Origin of the sequence: Alcaligenes ammonioxydans (assembly GCF_019343455.1) — a bacterium.
Lineage (GTDB): Bacteria > Pseudomonadota > Gammaproteobacteria > Burkholderiales > Burkholderiaceae_B > Alcaligenes > Alcaligenes ammonioxydans.
Genome location: NZ_CP049362.1, coordinates 2026881 through 2046012, shown reverse-complemented (window position 1 = coordinate 2046012; position 19132 = coordinate 2026881). Strand labels below are relative to the sequence as shown.

Here is a 19132-nt window from a genome sequence, read left to right as displayed (position 1 = left end):
GTCTGGATCAGGGCGCGATGGCCTCCAGGGCGATACGGATGGTGACCTCATCACCGACATGGGGCACATTGGCAGCCATGCCAAAGTCGCTGCGCTTGATCTCGATCTTGCCATCCGCACCCAGGGCGGGTTTATTCAACATCGGGTGCTTGGACATGGTCAGGAACGACTCAATGTTCATGGTAACGGGCTTGGTAATGCCCTTGATGGTCAGATCGCCTTTGGCGGACACAGGCTTGTCGCCGTCGAATTGAATTTCCTTGGATACGAACGTGGCTTCAGGGAACTGGGCCGTATCAAAGTAATCCTTGCCTTGAATGTGTTCATCGAACAGGGGAAAGCCGGTGCTGACCGAACGGGTGTCGACTTTCATGTCGATGCTGCCGGTTTTGGCTTGCTGATCCAGGGTAACCGTGCCTTGTGCTTTGTCGAAACGCTGGTTTTGAGTGCTCAGGCCCAGGTGCTTGTAGCTGAAGTGTACAAAGGTGTGGCTGGGCTCAACCTGATAGCTCACCGGCGCGGCTTGAGCGGCAAAGACAAGGAGGAAGCTGGCGGACAGAGCAATCACTGGTTTGATCATGAGGGTGTAATCCTTGCTGATGCGGGTAGAAAAGAGGAATGAGGGCTGATGCGTCGTTTTACCGGGCATCAATCTTGAAATTGACGGTGATCTCGTTGGCCACGATGTCGTAACTGGACCAGGAGCCTTCACCGATCGAGAAGTCGCCACGCTTAATGTCAAAAGCGCCGCTGAACGTAGCTTTATCGCCTTCGGGTGCCATGGTTGCCATGACAGTAACGGGCTGTTCACGGCCTTTGATCTGCAGCGTGCCTTGCACTTCATATTGCTGGGCGCTGACGGCACGGAAACGCTTGGAGCTGAAAACGGCCTGGGGATGCGCGTCAATGTCGAACCAGCGTACGTCCTGCAATTCGTCATCGGCTTCTTCCGAGCCGGTATCCACGCTATCCAGTGCCACTTTCAACACCACCTTGGACTGATCCAGGGCGTCGGGGTTGAAGTTCAGCTCGCCTTCAAACTTGCGAAATTGGCCATCCAGCTTCACGCCCATTTGCGAATACTGAAAGCCGATTTCGCTATTTTGGGCATCCAGCGTCTGGTAGTTCTTGGCATTGGCCGCCAGACTGAGACTGAGACCCAAGGAGCCGGCCAGAAGGGACACGAAGACAGATTTTTTCATGATTTGGCTTTGCCTAAAGTAAAGGTGATGCGGCCGAGCAAGCCGTCACGGTCAATGAACTGATGCTTGAGGGCCGCCAGAACGTGCAGGCTGACCATGGCAATCAGGGCGTAATTCAAAAAGATGTGTACTTGGACCAGCAACTCTCCCAAAGGTTTGTCTTTGGAGACCAGATCGGGCAGGGGGATCACGCCAAACCAGACCGTCTGGAATCCTTTGGCCGAGCTCATCAGCCAGCCGGTCAGAGGGATGGCCAGCATCAACAGATACAGGAGGGCATGGCCGCTATGCGCCAGCGCCCGGCTCCAGAAAGACATGCTGGCGGGCAAGGCAGGGGGGCGGTGCAACAAACGCCAGATCAGGCGCAGCACCAGCAGTAGCAGCAGGGTGATGCCAGCCCACTTGTGCCAGGAATAGACTTGCAGTTTCAGGGGGGACAGCGGCAAGGTTTTCATGGTGTGGCCCACGATGACCAAGGCAGTCAGCGCCAATGCCATGATCCAGTGCAAGATGCGGGCGATGCGGGTGTAACGGGGCTGATCCTCTGGGACAGAAGTGTTGCTCATTGATAATGCCTTTCATTTACGAAGCCTGGAAACTTTAACCTGTTTGTAAGCTTCCTAAAAGACCAGATTTTGCAATGCAGTAATGCAAATTTGAGGGTAGTCGCGCTGCGACCTTGCTATCGGCGTCTTTTCTTGTCAGCGTGTGACAAGGCTGTTAGGGTGGTGCGAGCGCGGGATACACTCGATTTTTCAGCTCGCGAGCAAGGAAGTATCTATGTGGAAGACAGCGTTGGTCGTTGGGGCAGCCGCCTTGTTGGCAGGGTGTCAGGACTCCAGGCAGGCCAATGAGGAAAATTTCAGCACAGCTATCCAGTCTTATCTGGATAGCCGGGATGGTTTATGTGTCGGTGTGCCGGGACGAAGTTATCCTTACCAGGCTGAGCATGACTCGCCCCTGATCGTGGAGGATCGGGCTCGTCTGGCGGCCTTGGCCTCGGTGGGGCTCGTGCGTCAGGTGGGGACAGAGCAGGCACCGCGCTACGAATTGACGCCTCAGGCCGATACCTATTTGCGACGTGCAGGCTCCGAGCCGTCCCAGGGCGAGCGTGATGCCTTTTGTACGGGCCGTCTGGTTCTCAAACGCATCAACTACTTCACAGAGCCGGCCAGTGCAGGCGGATTTACCGTCAGCCAAGTTAACTATGTTTATCATCTGGCTGATGCCGCGCCGTGGATTACGGATGGAGCCGTTCTGGATGCCTACGAGGACCTGCGTGCACTGACAGCACCAGAAGTTCAAGGGCAGGCACGGTTGATTCTGACCAATAAGGGTTGGGTACACCAAAATCTCTTTCGTTAAGTCAGGCGGTCTGGCTGCCGTCTGTCTTGCTTGGGGGGCGGCGCGCCGGACTTGAACAACCAAGACCAGGGGAGGGCACCGATGGCAGTACCGCAAAACAAACAGGAGTTACTGCAGGCTATCTCTAGTAGCTATCAACAACTCAGGGCAGAGTTGCTGACGGTTCCTGAGGAGCGATGCCGCGAGCGCAGCCTGCAAGGGCATGTCAAAGGAACACAGATGAGCGTGTCGGATCTGGTGGCTTATTTAATCGGTTGGAACGAACTGGTATTGAAGTGGAGTCACGCCAAAGTTCGGGGGGAAGCGGTCGATTTTCCCGAACGTGGTTTCAAATGGAACGAGCTGGGGGCCTTGGCACAGAAGTTCTACGCGGATTATGCCGATCTTTCTTATTCGGAACTGCTTACCCGTCTCCAGGATGTCTATGGCCGGATTGTGGAGCTGGTCGGACACTGTACCGACCAGGCCTTGTACGGTGCCCCTTGGTACAAGACCTACTCACAGGGGCGCATGATTCAGTTCAATACGGCCTCGCCGTATGCCAATGCGCGAAATCGGCTGCGCCAATGGAAGAAAGCAAATTCGCTGGCCTGAGCCGGCCATATTGCACGCTGCTCCCTGGGGGCTTATCATAAAATGCAATTAACGGAAAAAACAGGCACGCCATGAAAAAAAGGTCTACACGCGAAGAAGGGCAGTTTGACCTGCCACTATTGGGCGTAAAAGCCGCCGACATTTCGGCGGAAGCCTTGTTTGATACTTGGCTGCAGCATCAGCGTCCCCCCATGGCAGCCAGTACGCAACGAGTGTATCGAACCTTATGGCGGCGCTTTTTGCAGGCCCTTCATGAGCATCAAAAACAGTACACGCAGATTCAGCCCACGGATATTCGTGACTTTTTGAGCAATCTGGACGATGTGCGCCGACCTCAGCGCGAACGCTATCAACAAGTCATCGCCCGCGCCTACGAGGAACTGTGTCGTCAGGATGGTCGCTCCGAAAACCCCGCTCTGGCGCCAGCCATCAACGATCCCTTCAAGGAAAGCTGGCGGCAAGCGCCCGACAATCAGGCCACTCAATTTCTGTCGGTCGAACAATGTCGGGCGACGATCAAGTCATTGTGTCATCGGCGCCGCGTTCTGGAGCTGGCCACTGATATGACGGTCGCCACCCGGTGGCGCGAATATCGGGACATGACCATTGTGGCGGTGATGCTAGCGACGGGTCTGCGTCCGGTGGAGTTGGAACACCTGCATCCCTCGGCCATCAGAGCCACCCAAGTGGGGGTTGAACCCCTTTCTGACGGGCAGGCCGATGAGGACGAGGGCATGGCCCTCTGGCGCGATGGCTCCCTGCTCATCAGTCTCTCGGGCGTGGCAAAGCGCGATGTCAGGGTGCCCGTATGGTGTGATGAGATGTTGCGTAGCTGGTTGATCTTCAGTGGCCTTCAAGACGCTGGAGCCTGGGTGAAAGAGAGTCGCGTCTTTCCGGGCAGCCGTCAGATCAGCGCGGCTCGTCCCCAGGCGCAGATGAATCCGGCCACCCTGGCGCGTATCGTCAGTAAATGGGGCATCAAGCAGATGGATTTGTTGATGACGCCACAACGCTTGCGCAACACCTTTGGTGCTGGCCTGATTGAACGCGGCTTTTCTCTGCCAGAAATTGAAGAGGTGATGGGTTACGCCCCGGGCGCGGCCAGCGCCTGGCGTCTGCAGGCTGCCTGGCTGGCTTGGTTGCAGGCGCAAAAAGTGGTGGCGACCTCATTAACGAGGCCCAGTACGCAATCAGACTGAAGGGCTAGTCATGGTTTGTTCGCTTCCAAGGGGCATAATTTCAAATCCATTAAGCCGGTTTTTTGACCAAGGAGTTTGAATTGACATCCACACCTGTTTTTCGTCGGGCGCTTGCAACCGATCTTGAGGCGATCGTCACCATGTTGGCCGACGACATTTTGGGCCAAAAACGCGAAGATACACGCTTGCCCCTAGCCCGGTCCTACCTGGATGCCTTTGCCGCCATAGAGGCAGATCCCAATCAGTATCTGGCCGTGGTGGAACTGGATGGTCGTGTGGTGGGTACGTTGCAGATCAGCTATATGCCGGGACTCTCTCACCAAGGCGCATGGCGGGGCGAGATCGAGTCTGTTCGTATTGCCAGCTCGGCCCGTGGTTCCGGCCTGGGCCGTTTGATGATCCAGTGGGCCGTCGAGCAGTGCCGTCAGCGCCAATGTCGTATTGTGCAGTTGACTTCCGATATGGCCCGAACGGATGCACATCGGTTTTATGAACAGCTGGGCTTTACGGCCAGCCACAAGGGTTTCAAGCTGACTCTGTAAACCTGTCTTGTTGAGGCAGTTTGCCAGGGAGCGCGGTGCGAACAAGAACGATAAAGACCGCTCAGACAGCAAGGAGTTTTTTCGAATTCAAGAACAAGCGCTAGAGCCTGTCTGTAGGCAGAATAAGGCGCAGCCGAGGTGTTATGGTTTTCTGACTCTGAACCATTTCATTGAATATGGATTTTATCTATTCTTCGTTCAAAAAATATGTTCTCGTGTGTGCGCAAAAAAATCCGGCGTGACGCTGCCTGATGATGAACCCGGCGTTATTTCTAAAGGGCCTGATAATAAGGAATCAATGAAACTGAGTATTCTGGTTTGATTGACGTTTGACTCTTGCTCGATCTATCTTTCCTGTTGCTGCTTTCTATTCTTAATCACCCTAAAGTCAAAGACGGAATGGATTGACGCTGCAGTACATGTCTTAGACAGGGAGAGAGTCCGATGAGTGTCAAAGCGAAAACAAGGGAGATCGCCATTGAGCCCGGCACGACCGGCGTGTTTCTGGGCTACAAGTCCGCTGGTGTCAGCGCCAATGACAAGCGCTATCGCAGCACGATCAAGTCTTATCCGGAAGGCAAAAAAGACGATTGGTCGGGTTTGTATGTGGCGGAGGATAGACTCACGGCAGAAGGGTATTTACCGGACGCTTTACCGCCGGATGGTACCGGCGAAGCCTATATCAATCTGATTTATATAGAGACCTCAACCGTTAACAAGTTCGCAGGTAAGGGGAAAAAAACCCATTTTGTTGATATTGCCGGTAATGAAATCGCAGATCCTGAAATTCCGCAATCAGAAAAATCAAAATTGGTCAGGGAAGCATTAAGTGAAATTGGTATAAAAATTCCAGATGACAAACCGCTGATTCAGAGTCTGGGACTGCAAGGTTTCATCTATCGAGGGCCGCATACCGCCAGTGAAGAGGAAATTATCATCCCTTTCCATTTTATTAATGGTATACGGGCGATTTCATTGGCTAATTTTCAGACTTTCAAATTCAGAGATCATATGCCGGTAGGAAGTCCGGTACTGAACCCTGCACTTGGCATTCGCAACCCCGATGCCTCCATGCGATCCAATGCGGCTCTACCCTTAGCGCCTTGAGAAAACAGTCCCAGAAATAACCGGTTCCCGTCTTATCCAACCTTCCCGCCCCCAGACTCCTTGATGATGTCAAGTGGCACTGTTGTCTAGCACATCCGCTTTGCGGGAGCTGCAGCCAAGCTGCGGGTGTAAACGGCTGAGCGTTTACCAAGTGTTTATTGAATCGTCTCAAACGGTGAAACAGCAACAATAAGATTTGGACGGTCATTAAACGTGACATTTCTACACTAGGTTCATCAGTAGCAGATCGCCGTTTTTCCGGTGATCCGACTCAGGGAGCACGTAGAGATGTTGGACAAGCAGCTAGGCGTACGGGCCATCAATGAAACACTCACTCATGGGCACATGCCGCGTGACGGTGAGACATTTGCGTCGCTTCAGTCTGAAGTCGGAAAGCGTGTGGACATGCATGCCGCCACGCCGGTGGACTGGTCACTGGTCGCCTCTCTGGCAACTCAGGTACTGGATAAAGAGGGCAAGGATTTGAGTGCCGGGGTGTGGTTGTGCGCAGCCTGGTTGCATGAGTACGGTACGCGTGGTCTGGCAGCTGGACTGCAGGTGATCCGCGATCTGCATACGGTGTACTGGGACGTCATGAGTCCGCCTGCGGCACGCATTCGTGGCCGGCGCAATCAGGTGCAATGGCTGCTGGACGAATGTGACGCAGTATTGTCCGAGCCCGATTGGGACACAGAGGGATTGGATTCGCAGCAACGCGACGAGGTTCTTGCCCTGTGTGATGAGCTGGATGCGTTCTGGCAGGCTAAAGACGATGAACCGCCGGCGTGGTGGCGTTTAGGCAAGCGTCTGGGAGAGTTGTTGCCGACCGTCCAGAGCGAGGCCCCTGATGCACAGACTTCGTCTGAAACGCCTGTTCCTGATTTCCCGCGTTCTGAACCGGCTCAGGACGAGCCTGCGGTAGCGACCCAGACGGCCGCCCCGGTACGTGTAGCCAAAGAAGTCGCTCAGCCTGTGCACTCTGAGGTGGCGCCTGATTCCGTGAGCGACAAGGCCCTTGCCATCGCTGCTGCAACGCTAAGCGACGTGGTCGCGGCCGAGCGCTATGTAGAGCAAAGTGTCGCGACGATCCAGGAGTCTTTGCTGACCCTGGACGATGCACTATTGGCTACGGCCTGGCTGCTGCGGTTGAACCGGCAAAGCGCCTGGCTGTTTCTGGATACCTTGCCGCATGCCCAGGAAGGGGTGACGCGTGTTGCTCCGCCGCCTGTCGCGGACTTGGCAGTGCTGGAGCGCCTGAGCGAAGCCCAGGACCCGGCGGCGATATTGCGCTTTGCAGAGTCGCGCCTGGGACGCATGCGTTTCTGGCTGGATTTGAACCGCCTGTCCTATCAGGCGGCGCAGGCTTTGCCTCAGGGACAGCCCGGTGCGCAAACCATTCTGATCGAAACGCAAGCGATCTTGCAGCGTTTACCGGGGCTGGAGCGCTTGGCTTTTAGCGATGGGCGTCCCTTTGCCGATGAGCAGACGCGTGCGTGGCTGACCGCGTCCGGGACGCGGGTGACTGAGCCTGCACCGGCCGCTGGCCATGCCGAACCGCCTACAGAGACGGCGCGGGACGGTGAAGGATTGGATGTGTTTGGCCTGACCTCTCTGGTCATGGCGGCTGGAGCCGAGGCCGAAGCTGCGCGACGCTTGCTGGATGGAGCGTTGGCGCGGTTAAAGACGGGTGGCGAGCAACTGATGCGCGCCCGATGAAAGAACAGACCCCGATTTTCTAAACAGGAGAAACCGACATGGCTGCTGATGGTTCCGTCGCCCCCAAAGAGCGCGTCAATATTGTGTACAAACCCGCCACGGGTGATGCCCAGGAGCAGGTGGAGCTGCCGTTTCGCCAGTTAGTGCTGGGCGACTTTACCTTGCGCGAAGACAGTACGCCCCTGGATGCGCGTACGCCGGTCAGCGTGGACAAGGATACGTTCAACGACGTGCTCAAGGCCCAGAATCTGTCGCTGACCTTGCTGGTGCAGGACAAGCTCAATGAGCAGGCCGGGCCGGACGATCAACTGACTGTGGACCTGCGGTTTGAGTCCATGCGCGACTTTCAGCCCGATGCGCTGGTCGATCAGGTGCCCGAACTGCGCCAGTTGATTGCCTTGCGCGACGCACTCAAGGCATTGAAAGGGCCACTGGGCAATCTGCCTGATTTTCGCAAGCGTCTGCAGGGACTGGTACAGGACGAAGGCACGCGTCAGCGTCTGCTGGCTGAGTTGGGCGTACAGGACAAGCAAGGGGAATAAAGATGACTGCAAACACACCGGAACAGCAGGCTCAGACTGCGCAAGGCGCCCAGGAAGGCGGCTCGCTGCTCGATGAGCTGATTGAATCGACTCGCCTGCGTCCTGATGATGAGGCCTATGCCATTACCCGCCAGGGGCTGGAAGCCTTTGTGGCCGAGCTGCTTGAGCCAGGTCGCCAAAGCGAGAAGATCAGCCAGGGCCTGATCGATGAAATGATCGCCAATCTGGATCGCAAACTGTGCCGTCAGGTGGACCAGATTTTGCACCATGCCGATTTCCAACGTCTGGAGTCGGCCTGGACAGGGCTGAAATTTCTGGTCGATCGCACGGATTTTCGTGAGAACAACAAGCTGGCCATTCTGAATGTGTCCAAGCAGGCGCTGCTGGAAGACTTTGAGGATGCCACCGATATCACCCGCTCGGGTTTGTATACCGCTGTCTACACGGCGGAATTCGGACAGTTCGGTGGTCAGCCGTTTGGTTCGATCATCGGCAATTACGAATTTGGTCCCGGCACCCAGGACATCAAGCTGCTGCAGTCCTTGGCCAGCGTGTCGGCCATGGCGCACGCGCCCTTCATTGCATCGGCCGGACCGCAGTTTTTTGGCGTGGACAATTACTCGGCACTGCCCAATCTGAAAGATCTGAGTGCGGTTTTTGAAGGCCCGCAATTTACCAAGTGGAATTCATTTCGCCAGTCCGATGACGCCCGCTTCGTGGGCCTGACCTTGCCGCATTTTCTGCTGCGCGTGCCTTATGGCGAGGACACGGTACCGGCCAAGACCTTCAATTACAACGAAGATGTGTCGGGCGGCAATCAGAACTTTCTGTGGGGCAATGCGGCCTTTGCGTTTGCAGACCGACTGGCCGACAGCTTTGCACGTTATCGCTGGTGCGCCAACATCATCGGTCCGCAAGGCGGCGGGGCGGTCGAGGATCTGCCTATTTACAACTACGAGGCCATGGGCGAGACCCAGACCAAGATCCCGACCGAAGTGCTGATCTCCGAACGACGCGAATTCGAGTTGGCCGAACAAGGCTTTATCGCCCTGACCATGCGCAAGAACACGGACAATGCGGCCTTCTTTTCGGCCAATTCCTCGCAAAAGCCCAAGTTCTTTGGCAACAACAAAGAAGGCAAGGTGGCCGAGACCAATTACAAGCTGGGCACGCAACTGCCTTACATCTATGTGGTGAGCCGTCTGGCGCACTACATCAAGGTGATCCAGCGCGAGAACATCGGCACCTGGAAAGAGCGCAATGACCTGGAAGCCGAACTGAACGAGTGGATTCGTCAGTACGTGGCCGATATGGATAACCCGAGCGCGGGTGTACGCAGCCGTCGGCCTTTGCGACAGGCCGAGGTGACCGTTTCGGATGTGGAAGGCGATCCAGGCTGGTACCGCGTGGGCTTGAAAGTGCGTCCGCACTTCAAGTACATGGGCGCATCGTTCACCTTGTCGCTGGTGGGCAAGCTGGACAAAAACTGAGTTTGAGGGCGGGCGATCCTGCTGACACAGGATCGCCGCCTTGAGGCACCGGCGCGACGCCAGCCAGACGTCGTGGTGTACCCGGTATTGGCAACTACTGCTTAAGTCATCACACAGTCAGTTAACAACAGGAGTAATTTACCATGCCTATGCCATGCTATCTCACGCTTGAAGGCGAAACCCAGGGCAAGATCGAAGGGTCCTGCGAAGTTCAGGGTCACAGCGGCAAGATTCTGATCCAGGCCGTCGATCATCGTATTGAACTGCCCAAGAGCCCCCAGACGGGCCTGCCCTCGGGCAAGCGCCAGCACCTGGGTATTACCTTGACCAAGGAAATCGACAAGTCCTCGCCCAAGATCTTCCAGGCACAGTGCTCGGGCGAACAACTGAGCAAAGTCGAGCTGGAGTTTTACCGCATTAGCCCCAAGGGCACGGAAGAAAAGTACTACACGATTCGCCTGGAAAAGGCCGTCGTCACCAGCTCGCGCACCTGGGTCCCTAACTGCCTGGCTCCCGAGAACCGCCAGTTCGGCCACATGGAAGACATCGCCCTGACCTACGAAAAAATCGTCTGGACCTGGGAGCCGGACGGCATCGAGGCCGAAGACTCCTGGCTCACACCAAAGTAAGAGGGAGAAGGGATGCGCGAGTTGCGTCTGCTGGAGCGCATTGCTGCGCTGGAGACGGGACAGATCCAGACCCAGGCCACGCGTGCCCAGGTGCTGGTGGTCTCGATACGCGAGCATCTGCAGCGCATCCTCAATACCCGGCGCGGCAGCGTGCCACTGGACCCGGAGTTCGGGGTGCCGGATTTCACCAATCTGGCCGGCTCCTTTAGCAGCGGGTCCACGCGCGAGATCATCGACAGTATCACCCGCATGATCGAACGCTACGAGCCGCGCCTGAAAGCGCCCAAAGTGCAGGTCAGCGAGCAGGGCAGTGAAGTGCTGTCCTTGAGCTTTTCGCTCGAAGGTCTGGTGCAGGTAGACGACCACGAGCTGCCAATACGGCTGGCTACGTCAATCTCCTCGTCTGGCCGGGTGTCGTTGCAAGCGCAATGACAAACGTGTTGGCCATTGCGTGTGCTCCAGGGAAATGGGAATGTTGAATCGATACTACGAACAGGAACTGCATAATCTGCGCTCCTTGGCCGCGGAGTTTGGGCGTCGCAATCCCGCTCTGGCCCCCTTGCTGGGCAGTGCGGCCGCGGTCGATGCGGATGTAGAGCGTCTGCTCGAAGGCGTGGCCTTCATGACGGGGCTTGTGCGCCAGCGTCTGGACGACGATTTTCCTGAGTTTGTGCAAAGTCTGGCGCAACTGATGTTTCCGCAGTTCCTGCGGCCGGTGCCGTGCATGACCATCATGCAGTACAGTCCGCGCAGCGTGACCGGTGAAACCTTGCAGGTGCCGGTCGGTACGACTTTTTCCTCTTCCGGCGAGCGCGGTGAACGCGCGGTATTCAATGCGATTTATCCGGTCGCTGTTGAGCCTTTGCGTCTGGAACACGCCTATTGGGATGCAGGCCAGCGCGCCAGTCAGGTGCCGGCGCTGGTGCTGGAACTGGCTCTGACAGGCTTGGATGCCGCTCAATGGGAAGGGGACTCGTTACGGCTGTGGCTGGGCGGCAGCGAGACGGTGGCCAGCGGCTTGTTTCGAATTCTTATGCGTGACACGCGCGCCATCTATGTCGGCTCGCCCCAAGGCAGCATGGTGCGGCTGGAGCCGGCGTGTCTGCGTCCGTTTGGCTTTGACCCCGCCTATCCTTTATTACCCTGGCCGGCAGGCGCGCATCCGGCCTGGCGCATTTTGCATGAATATTTTGCCCTGCCCGAAAAGCTGCGTTTTCTGGAATTAAAGGGGCTGGAGCGCTGGCGTGCCCGTCAGGGGACGCGGCTGGTGTTGCGTTTTGAGTTTGACCGTCTGCCCGACTGGGCTCCTGAGGTCAGCGTGGACAATTTTGTCTTGCATGCGAGCCCGGCCGTCAACTTGTACCCCCTGGATGGCCAGCCCTTGTACGTGGATCACCGGCAGCCGGAATATCGTATCCGGCCAGTCACGGGGCGTCAGGGTGCTCAGATTTACAGTGTGGACCGGGTGGACTTGCGCAGTGCGGATGGGCTGGAACAAGGCTATCAGCCGGCCAGCGACTGTGTGCCGGGCGCCCAGTCCTATCACATTCGCGTACGTGCCTCGGCACTGGGCTCGGGTTGTGAGCATTATTTAAGCTTGCCAGGCGCTGGGCTGGCGCAAGACGGTGAGCAGGTCCTGTCCTTGCGCCTGAGCTGCACAGACGGCAATGGGCCGGATGATCTGCGCCTGGGCGAGATCTGCGAGGCGACCGACCGGTCGCCGGTGCGGGTGACCTTCTCCAACATCACCGGGGTCACCTCCTATCGCGAACCCTATCTGGCGCAGGATTTGCTCTGGCGCGTGCTCTCGCACATGCAGGCCAATCAGATGGCGCTGTCCAGTGCCGAGAGTCTGCGCAAATTGCTGTTGCTGTATCTGCCCGAGCAACGCGGGGAGTCCGGGCAGCGGGCCGCCGGATTGCGCCAGATCGAATCTATTCAGCAGGTGCAGGTGCAAAGCCAGCGGCGCATGGTGCGCGGCATGCCTGTGCAGGGCAGTACGGTTCGCATCGAGTGCGCAGGAGATCATTTCTCAGGTCCCGGCAGCCTGTATCTGTTCGGTTCTGTCTTGAACGAATTTTTGTCCGGCTGCGCCACGATGAATACCTTCATCGCCTTGACGCTGCATGACACGGTCCATGGGGAGACGCTGCAATGGCCAGCGCAAATCGGTCAGCAACGCCTGTTGTAGAGGCTGGGCTGCTGCAGGATTTGCAGACCCAGGCCCCCCAATACAGCTTTTTCCAGGCGGCGCGTTTGCTGCGCCAGCATCTGGGCGACGATGCGGCCTTGCGCGAGCGCGTGCGTATTCGGCCGGCACTGACATTGGCATTCCCCGAGTCGGATCTGGCCAAGGTCGAACGCGGTGTCGATGGCCGTTTTCATATTGAAGCCAATTTCTTTGGCTTGTATGGGGTGACCTCGCCGCTGCCCACGTTTTATACCGAGGACCTGATTCAAGAGGCGATGCAGGGATATTCGGCCCGCCGCGACTTTATCGACATTGTGCATGCGGCGCTTTATCCGCTGCTGTATCAGGCTTGGGAAAAGTATCGCATCTGGCTGGCTGTGCACGAGCGTCGTGACGGCCAGCGCCTGCGCCAACTATATGCCCTGGTAGGGCTTCGTGAGACGCCTGAGCGCCAGGATGATGCGCAGGCGCTCCTGCCTTTTGCCGGCAATCTGGGCATGAAGTCACGTTCCGCCTTGGGTTTGCAAAGCCTGTTGGCAGGTTTGTTGGGGGGCTTGCCGGTGCGGGTCCACCCCTGTGCACCGCGCTTTGTCCGCATTGCCCCGGTCTATCGCAGCCGCTTGGGCGGACAGGCCTGTAGTTTGGGTGAGGACAGTGTGCTGGGCGAACAGGTGCTCGATTGCGCCGGCAATGCCGATATCGAAATTGGCCCTTTGCAGGCCGAGTTGTTTCACGACTTATTGCCGGGTGCGCCCTTGTTTGATCGGGTCAGCCGCACCGTGGCCTGGTATTTACAGGCTCCGCTGCAGTGTGAGCTGCAGTTGTGGCTGGAGCCGCAGCAGCGCCAGGGGGCCTGTCTGGGCCGGGGTTGGCAGCGGCTGGGATGCAATACATGGCTGGGCCAAGGCCGTAGCCGCGTACTGGCCGAGCGGCCGGTGCGTTTCGGCTTGAATCTTTTTACTGCGGAGAACGATGATCATGATGCTCGTTGACTTAAAGCCTTTGTTTGCCAGGCTCAATCCCTTGTGCACAGCGGCCGTGGAGTCTGCCGCAGGCCTGACCCTGGCACGGGGGCATTATGAAATCAGCATTGAGCACCTGTTGCATCGCCTGCTGAGCGAGACGGGCAGCGATCTGGCACACATTCTGGCCCAGAGCCAGATTGATAGCCTGCGACTGGCCGCCCAATTGGAGGATGCACTGGCACGCTTCAAAAGCGGCAATCCGGGTCGCCCGGTGTTCTCGCCCATGCTGACGGAGTGCTTGCAAGATAGCTGGCTGGTCGCCTCGGTCAATCTGGGGGCCCGCCATGTGCGTAGTGGTGCCGTGTTGCTGGCCTTGTTGATGCGGCTGGGTTATTACGCCGCAGGTACACCGTGGGGCGAGAGTTTGCGCGCCCTCTCCAGTGAGCAATTGCACAAGCAGTTTGCCGCCTGGACCGGGACGTCGGCTGAGCAGGCTTACGAGCCGCTCGACGCGTCCAAGGGGGCACCGCCCACGGCGACCTCGGCCGCTGATAGCGCACTGGCGCGGTTTTGCGAAGATTACACCGCCAAGGCGGCGCGCGGTGAGATAGATCCGGTATTCGGGCGTGACGATGAGATCCGCCAGATGATCGACATTCTGGCGCGTCGTCGCAAGAACAACCCCATTTGCGTGGGTGAACCCGGCGTGGGCAAGACAGCGGTGGTCGAGGGGCTGGCCTTGCGCATCGAGCAAGGCGATGTGCCGGAGTTTTTACGCGGTACCCGCTTGCTGGGCCTGGACCTGGGGCTGCTGGAGGCCGGGGCGAGCGTCAAGGGGGAGTTTGAGCAACGGCTACGTGGTGTGATTGATGCCATCAAGGCCTCACCGCAGCCCATTATCTTGTTTGTCGACGAGGCGCATATGCTGATTGGCGCCGGTGGCGCCAGCGGTGGCAGCGATGCCGCCAATCTGCTCAAACCGGCCTTGGCGCGTGGTGAGCTGCGCACCATTGCCGCGACCACCTGGGCCGAGTACAAGAAGTATTTCGAGCGCGATCCGGCCCTGACGCGACGGTTTCAATTGATTCGACTGGACGAGCCTGACAGTGCCACGGCGGTGCAGATACTGCGTGGGCTCAAGAGCCGCTACGAGGCGGTGCATGGTGTGAGCGTGCGCGACGATGCCTTGCAGGCCGCAGCCACCTTGTCGGAGCGCTACATCACGGGTCGACAGTTGCCGGACAAGGCTGTGGATTTATTGGATACGGCAGCAGCCCGCGTGCGTATCAGTCTAGGAGTCAAGCCTGCCGGGGTGGAGCGGATAGAACGTCGTCTGGCGGGTTTGGCCCGCGAGCGTGAGGCCCTGGAACGCGATCAGGCGCACGGTCATCGTATCGAGGCGGCGCGTCTTGAGCAGATCGATGCACACGTGCAGCAGGACCAACAGGATCTGGATGCGCTGGTCGAACGCTGGCAGGCCGAACGGGCAGCTGCCGAGCAGGTCCTGGATTTGCGGCAGCGTCTGGCCCGCTTGCAGGCAGACCCCGACAAGGCCGGACCTGAACACGGTGATGCGGCGGTGGAGCCGGACTTGTCGCCCGAGGATTTGACCCAGGCGTTGAGCCAGGCACGCGAGCAATTGTGCCGCCTGCAGGGCGATGCCCCTCTCTTGTTTACGGAGGTCGGGCCCGATACGGTCGCGCAGGTGGTCTCGGACTGGACCGGCGTGCCACTGGGCAAGATGCAGCGCGATGGGGCCAGTGCCGTGCTGGGACTGGCGGGGCAGTTGTGTCAGCGCATCCGGGGTCAGGATGAGGCCCTCGCGCAGATAGCCCAGGTGCTTAAGGCGGCGCAGTCCGGCTTGCGCGATCCGCGCCAGCCGCTGGGCGTGTTTTTGTTGGTCGGTCCTTCGGGGGTGGGCAAGACAGAAACAGCGTTGGCGGTGGCCGATGAGATGTTCGGCGGTGAGCAGGCGCTGACCACCATCAATATGAGCGAATTTCAGGAAAAACACACTGTCAGCCGGCTGGTCGGCTCACCTCCCGGCTACGTGGGCTATGGCGAAGGCGGCGTGCTGACCGAAGCTGTCAGAAAACGGCCCTACAGTGTGGTGCTGCTGGACGAGGTGGAAAAGGCTCATCTGGATGTGGTCAATCTGTTTTATCAGGTGTTTGACAAAGGCTCGCTGGCCGATGGCGAAGGTCGGCTGATCGACTTTTCCAATACGGTCATTTTCCTGACCAGCAATCTGGCCACCGACATCGTGACGGCCGCCCGGGCCGAGTCCCCCCCGCCGCAGACTGATGAACTGGCCGAGCGTATCCGCCCGACACTGTCGCAGCATTTCAAGCCGGCTCTGCTGGCGCGCATGACGGTGGTACCCTACGGCACGCTGTCGGATGAGGCTTTGGCGCAGATTGTGCAGATAAAGCTGGCTCGCATCGTGCAGCGCTTGCAAGTTAGCAATGGGTTGAGTCTGGAATTTACCCCCGCAGTTGCTCAGGCCATTGCGGCGCGTTGTACCGAGGTAGACAGTGGCGCGCGCAATATCGACTTTATTTTGCGCAAGAGCCTGTTGCCGGCGCTGTCTGACCGGGTGTTGGCCTGGATGGCCGACGGTGATGGCTCGACCGCCTTGAGTGTAGATGTGGGCCCGCAGGCATCGCAGCCCTGGGTGATACGGATGGGGAGCTAAGGCATGCTCAATGACTACGATACCGAACAGGCCTTGGCCAGCTTCCGTTGTGGCCTGGCCGATCCTGACCTTTTTCTGGTGACGCGCTGGTCCGGCGAGGAGGCCGTGTCGCGGCCTTATCGTTTCGAGATCGAGCTGGCCTCCGCACGCGACGATATCGATCTGGAAGAACTGCTGGGAGCGCGTGCTACCTTGAGCGTGCTTGATGCGCAGGAGCGTTGGCTGCCCTGGCACGGCATTATTACCGAATTGCGGCAGACGCATCGTGATGATGGCTTTGCCCATTATCGAGCCGTGCTTGAGCCGCAAATGGCGCTGCTGCGCATGTTTCGCCTGTCGCGAGTCTATATGGAAGCCGATGCACAGGCAGGCGGTAAACCTGATCTGGGCACCATCATTCGCATGGTACTGGCGCAGTGCGGCCTGAGCCGGCAAGGCGAGCCAGCCCAGGATGCCGGCGCGCAGTATTGCCTGCGTTTGTCCTCCGACCTGTTGATGGCGACGCGCACTGCGTTTATTTGTCAGTTCGAGGAGAGCAGCCTGGACTTTCTCTCGCGGCGACTGGAGCACGAGGGCGTCTACTACTGGTTCGAACAGGGCGCAGACCATGAAATTCTGGTGTTTGGTCATGAGCGCACGGACCAGCCTCGGCAGGCTGTCCCCCTGTATTGGCGACCGGCCGGTGCCTTGAGCGGTGAACAGAATCGGATTGGGGTTTCGCGTTTCGATCATGCGCTGAGTGTGTCGCCGCGCTCGGTGGTGCTGCGGGATTTCTCGGTTAGCCAGCCTTCATTGAATCTGACCATGAAAGCGGCTATCGACCCGCAGGGGCAGCCGCCACAAGACAGGTTCGATGGCGTGGGAAGTGTGGAGATCTATGGGGCCCACTTCAGCAAGCAGGACGATGGCGAGCGCATGGCGAGCTTGCGTGCCGAAGAAATTGCCTGCCAGCGTAGTCGTTTTCAGGGTGTGGCTTTGGCGCCGGGAGTACGGGCCGGTTATCCCGTGCAGTTGCATGAGCATTTCCGCCACGATTTCAACCAGCGCTACTTTGTGATTGCGCTGCGCCACGAGGGGCGCCAGCCCTTGCCGCGCCAAAGTGGTGCGGCGGGGCATGAGCAGGTTTTTTATCAGGCTTCCTTGACGGTGCTGCCCGAGGTGCGTCAATTTCGCCCGGCGCGCGTCACTCCCAAGCCCCGTGTGGTTGGCTTCTTGAGCGCGATCGTCGTGGCCGAAGGCCAGGGCGAATATGCCCAGATCAACGAGCACGGTTGTTACCGCATACGCTTTTTGTTTGCCCCTGTTGATGCGAATCGCCCCGATGGTGGCAACTCCGCCTGGGTGCGCATGGCCACGCCGTATGCGGGCAGCCAGCATGGCATGAATTTTCCTTTGCTCAAGGGAACGGAGGTGCTGGTGTCGTTTCTGGGCGGCGACCCGGACCGGCCGGTGATTGTTTCGGCCATTCCAAACGAAGAAAATCCTAGCATTCGCAATCAGGATACGGCGACTCAGCCGGGCTTGCGCACGGCCGGTCAGAATGCTCTGGAGTTCGAGGACAGACTGGGCGCCCAGCATACGCGTTTGTCCTCGCCTACGCTGGGGAGCACTTTCCATCTGGGCGCGGACCCGGCCAGCCCCCATCGCTCGGGCGTGCGTCTGAGTACACAGGGGCATATGGGCCTGCTGGGACGCTCGTTCATTCAACAAGTGCCTGGTGTTTACCACCTGGAAGTGGGCAACAAGGGCAATGTTGATACCGATCCCGAACCGCGCGAACGCCTGAAGCAGGCACAGAATCAGGCCATGGCCGACTTTCTGGAAGAGGAGGCCAGCTTGCCGACGGCCACCGCGCCCGTGCAGATGAAAGCCCTGGAGGCCAAACGGGCGCTGTTGGCGCAGATGTTGGCCCAACTGCAAAAGAATGCGCAGGCCACGGCAGGCGGGCAGCCTGATCTGGATGGGGCCTTAAAGCAGTTGCAAGCCCTACTGGCCAAACTAGATAGCGCTTTGGACAGGCTCGAGCAAGGCAAGTCCGTATCTGAGGAACCGAAAAAAGAAGGGGAGGCAGCGGGCGAGGATACCGGAGACAAGAAGGATACGACGGAGGCAAAGAAGGAAAAAACGTCCAGCGAAAAGTTCAAAGAACTGATGGATGAGATCAATCAATCGGCCAAGAAGGTCAAGGAAGGGACCGATGGCTGGGTGGATGTGTCCTACATCAAGGCACCGGAAAAGGTGCTGGATATTTCGCTGCTGAATGTCAATCCCATCAAGATATCCACGTCGCTGGGCGCGGAAGTCAGTGCCTCAGCCTCGCTCAAAAGCAGCATTACCGTGGGCTATAGCGTGGGGATCAAGTATAGCGGCTCCAAGGAGCTGGATCTGCGCGACTACACCAAAGTCGAGTTGAGCGATCAGAGCCGTATTACCAAAGGCGATGAGAAGAAGATCATCCTGGGGCCGAGAAACGGGTGGTGCGCAGTCAAAGCACCAAGGTGGTGGATATGGAGGGCACCTATGGCAAGCAGTCCATTACGGTGGCCAATGCCTACTCGCTGACCAGCCGCACAATCAAGTATGTCGTGGGAACCGGAGGAATCGATACGCTGATCGCTGGCAATGCCACCGTAACTGGAGCGCCCACGTCTTTGCTGTCCTGGGAAGTCCTGATCTCCAAGATCAAGATCAGCAAGGCTCAGGTCGTGATTAAAGCGGGTAATGCCGGTGTGATTCTGGAATCCATGTCCATGACGGGGCAGCTCAAGGTGAAAGACACGGTGGTTTACATGAAGGCTCCCATGATTGATGTGGCCGGCCAGAACGTACGCATCAATGGCACGGCCTCGGTCAATATCAAGGCCAACGGCATTGTGAAGCTCAATTAGGAACATT

The 19132-nt window shown here is 58.2% G+C and carries 18 protein-coding genes; 15 read left to right on the top strand and 3 right to left on the bottom strand.

Annotation, left to right across the window (positions count from 1 at the left end; genetic code table 11):
- Window positions 1-7: 7 nt before the first annotated feature.
- Genes FE795_RS09415 through FE795_RS09405 form a run of 3 tightly spaced genes read right to left on the bottom strand, consistent with a single transcriptional unit; the run spans window position 8 to window position 1768 of the window.
- Entirely contained in the window at window positions 8-580 is a 573-nt protein-coding gene (locus FE795_RS09415; RefSeq protein WP_039942951.1) for a YceI family protein, read from the bottom strand.
- Between the two features lie 58 nt (window positions 581-638).
- Window positions 639-1202, bottom strand: a complete 564-nt coding sequence (locus FE795_RS09410; protein WP_003799805.1) for a YceI family protein — start codon at window positions 1200-1202, stop codon at window positions 639-641.
- Window positions 1199-1768, bottom strand: coding sequence for a cytochrome b (locus FE795_RS09405; protein ID WP_003799806.1), 570 nt, complete (start codon window positions 1766-1768; stop codon window positions 1199-1201). Before FE795_RS09405 ends, FE795_RS09410 begins: the two co-directional genes overlap by 4 nt.
- Window positions 1769-1982: 214 nt before the next feature.
- Here FE795_RS09405 and FE795_RS09400 point away from each other — a divergent pair, with 214 nt between their 5' ends.
- The 15 genes from FE795_RS09400 to FE795_RS09330 all read left to right on the top strand — a co-directional run bounded on the left by FE795_RS09400 (window position 1983) and on the right by FE795_RS09330 (window position 19125).
- Window positions 1983-2567, top strand: coding sequence for a hypothetical protein (locus FE795_RS09400; protein WP_003799807.1), 585 nt, complete (start codon window positions 1983-1985; stop codon window positions 2565-2567).
- A gap of 81 nt (window positions 2568-2648) precedes the next feature.
- Window positions 2649-3161 carry a ClbS/DfsB family four-helix bundle protein gene (locus FE795_RS09395; RefSeq protein WP_131070593.1) on the top strand — a complete coding sequence of 171 codons (513 nt, stop codon included), beginning with the start codon at window positions 2649-2651 and terminating at the stop codon, window positions 3159-3161.
- 71 nt (window positions 3162-3232) lie between these two features.
- Window positions 3233-4360: a site-specific integrase gene (locus FE795_RS09390; RefSeq protein ID WP_131070592.1), complete on the top strand. Its 1128-nt coding sequence runs from the start codon at window positions 3233-3235 to the stop codon at window positions 4358-4360.
- Window positions 4361-4440: 80 nt separating this feature from the next.
- Window positions 4441-4902 (top strand): GNAT family N-acetyltransferase, encoded by a 462-nt coding sequence (locus FE795_RS09385; RefSeq protein WP_039942953.1) that lies wholly within the window; start codon window positions 4441-4443, stop codon window positions 4900-4902.
- A 444-nt stretch (window positions 4903-5346) separates the two neighbouring features.
- Window positions 5347-6009: a hypothetical protein gene (locus tag FE795_RS09380; protein ID WP_131070591.1), complete on the top strand. Its 663-nt coding sequence runs from the start codon at window positions 5347-5349 to the stop codon at window positions 6007-6009.
- A 288-nt stretch (window positions 6010-6297) separates the two neighbouring features.
- Entirely contained in the window at window positions 6298-7725 is a 1428-nt protein-coding gene (locus FE795_RS09375; protein ID WP_219234849.1) for a TssA family type VI secretion system protein, read from the top strand.
- 38 nt (window positions 7726-7763) lie between these two features.
- A complete protein-coding gene (gene tssB / locus FE795_RS09370) occupies window positions 7764-8267 on the top strand; it encodes a type VI secretion system contractile sheath small subunit (RefSeq protein ID WP_003799817.1) in 504 nt (167 codons plus the stop codon).
- A 2-nt stretch (window positions 8268-8269) separates the two neighbouring features.
- A complete protein-coding gene (tssC, locus tag FE795_RS09365) occupies window positions 8270-9757 on the top strand; it encodes a type VI secretion system contractile sheath large subunit (protein WP_003799819.1) in 1488 nt (495 codons plus the stop codon).
- 143 nt (window positions 9758-9900) lie between these two features.
- On the top strand, window positions 9901-10386 hold the full coding sequence (locus FE795_RS09360; RefSeq protein ID WP_003799821.1) for an Hcp family type VI secretion system effector: 486 nt from the start codon (window positions 9901-9903) through the stop codon (window positions 10384-10386).
- 12 nt (window positions 10387-10398) lie between these two features.
- The gene (gene tssE / locus FE795_RS09355; protein WP_003799822.1) at window positions 10399-10818 is read left to right on the top strand and encodes a type VI secretion system baseplate subunit TssE; all 420 of its coding nucleotides are present in this window, start codon (window positions 10399-10401) and stop codon (window positions 10816-10818) included.
- A gap of 40 nt (window positions 10819-10858) precedes the next feature.
- Window positions 10859-12577, top strand: a complete 1719-nt coding sequence (gene tssF / locus FE795_RS09350; RefSeq protein WP_003799824.1) for a type VI secretion system baseplate subunit TssF — start codon at window positions 10859-10861, stop codon at window positions 12575-12577.
- A complete protein-coding gene (gene tssG / locus FE795_RS09345) occupies window positions 12541-13569 on the top strand; it encodes a type VI secretion system baseplate subunit TssG (protein WP_131070589.1) in 1029 nt (342 codons plus the stop codon). The genes tssF and tssG overlap by 37 nt, the downstream gene beginning before the upstream one ends.
- Window positions 13556-16237, top strand: a complete 2682-nt coding sequence (gene tssH / locus FE795_RS09340) for a type VI secretion system ATPase TssH (protein WP_131070588.1) — start codon at window positions 13556-13558, stop codon at window positions 16235-16237. Before tssG ends, tssH begins: the two co-directional genes overlap by 14 nt.
- A 3-nt stretch (window positions 16238-16240) precedes the next feature.
- Window positions 16241-18799 (top strand): type VI secretion system tip protein TssI/VgrG, encoded by a 2559-nt coding sequence (gene tssI / locus FE795_RS09335; protein WP_219234847.1) that lies wholly within the window; start codon window positions 16241-16243, stop codon window positions 18797-18799.
- The gene (locus tag FE795_RS09330) at window positions 18745-19125 is read left to right on the top strand and encodes a hypothetical protein (RefSeq protein WP_219234845.1); all 381 of its coding nucleotides are present in this window, start codon (window positions 18745-18747) and stop codon (window positions 19123-19125) included. Before tssI ends, FE795_RS09330 begins: the two co-directional genes overlap by 55 nt.
- The last annotated feature ends 7 nt before the right edge of the window (window positions 19126-19132 follow it).

Excerpts from the sequence above, each read along its gene's own strand:
- tssE (WP_003799822.1), top strand. The coding sequence starts at position 10,399 with ATGCGCGAGTTGCGTCTGCTGGAGCGCATTGCTGCGCTGGAGACGGGA.
- FE795_RS09415 (WP_039942951.1), bottom strand. The coding sequence starts at position 580 with ATGATCAAACCAGTGATTGCTCTGTCCGCCAGCTTCCTCCTTGTCTTT.
- FE795_RS09330 (WP_219234845.1), top strand. The coding sequence starts at position 18,745 with ATGGAGGGCACCTATGGCAAGCAGTCCATTACGGTGGCCAATGCCTAC.
- tssG (WP_131070589.1), top strand. The coding sequence starts at position 12,541 with ATGGCCAGCGCAAATCGGTCAGCAACGCCTGTTGTAGAGGCTGGGCTG.
- FE795_RS09410 (WP_003799805.1), bottom strand. The coding sequence starts at position 1,202 with ATGAAAAAATCTGTCTTCGTGTCCCTTCTGGCCGGCTCCTTGGGTCTC.
- tssB (WP_003799817.1), top strand. The coding sequence starts at position 7,764 with ATGGCTGCTGATGGTTCCGTCGCCCCCAAAGAGCGCGTCAATATTGTG.
- FE795_RS09400 (WP_003799807.1), top strand. The coding sequence starts at position 1,983 with ATGTGGAAGACAGCGTTGGTCGTTGGGGCAGCCGCCTTGTTGGCAGGG.
- FE795_RS09405 (WP_003799806.1), bottom strand. The coding sequence starts at position 1,768 with ATGAGCAACACTTCTGTCCCAGAGGATCAGCCCCGTTACACCCGCATC.
- FE795_RS09380 (WP_131070591.1), top strand. The coding sequence starts at position 5,347 with ATGAGTGTCAAAGCGAAAACAAGGGAGATCGCCATTGAGCCCGGCACG.
- tssI (WP_219234847.1), top strand. The coding sequence starts at position 16,241 with ATGCTCAATGACTACGATACCGAACAGGCCTTGGCCAGCTTCCGTTGT.
- FE795_RS09360 (WP_003799821.1), top strand. The coding sequence starts at position 9,901 with ATGCCTATGCCATGCTATCTCACGCTTGAAGGCGAAACCCAGGGCAAG.
- tssF (WP_003799824.1), top strand. The coding sequence starts at position 10,859 with ATGTTGAATCGATACTACGAACAGGAACTGCATAATCTGCGCTCCTTG.
- tssC (WP_003799819.1), top strand. The coding sequence starts at position 8,270 with ATGACTGCAAACACACCGGAACAGCAGGCTCAGACTGCGCAAGGCGCC.
- tssH (WP_131070588.1), top strand. The coding sequence starts at position 13,556 with ATGATGCTCGTTGACTTAAAGCCTTTGTTTGCCAGGCTCAATCCCTTG.
- FE795_RS09390 (WP_131070592.1), top strand. The coding sequence starts at position 3,233 with ATGAAAAAAAGGTCTACACGCGAAGAAGGGCAGTTTGACCTGCCACTA.
- FE795_RS09375 (WP_219234849.1), top strand. The coding sequence starts at position 6,298 with ATGTTGGACAAGCAGCTAGGCGTACGGGCCATCAATGAAACACTCACT.
- FE795_RS09395 (WP_131070593.1), top strand. The coding sequence starts at position 2,649 with ATGGCAGTACCGCAAAACAAACAGGAGTTACTGCAGGCTATCTCTAGT.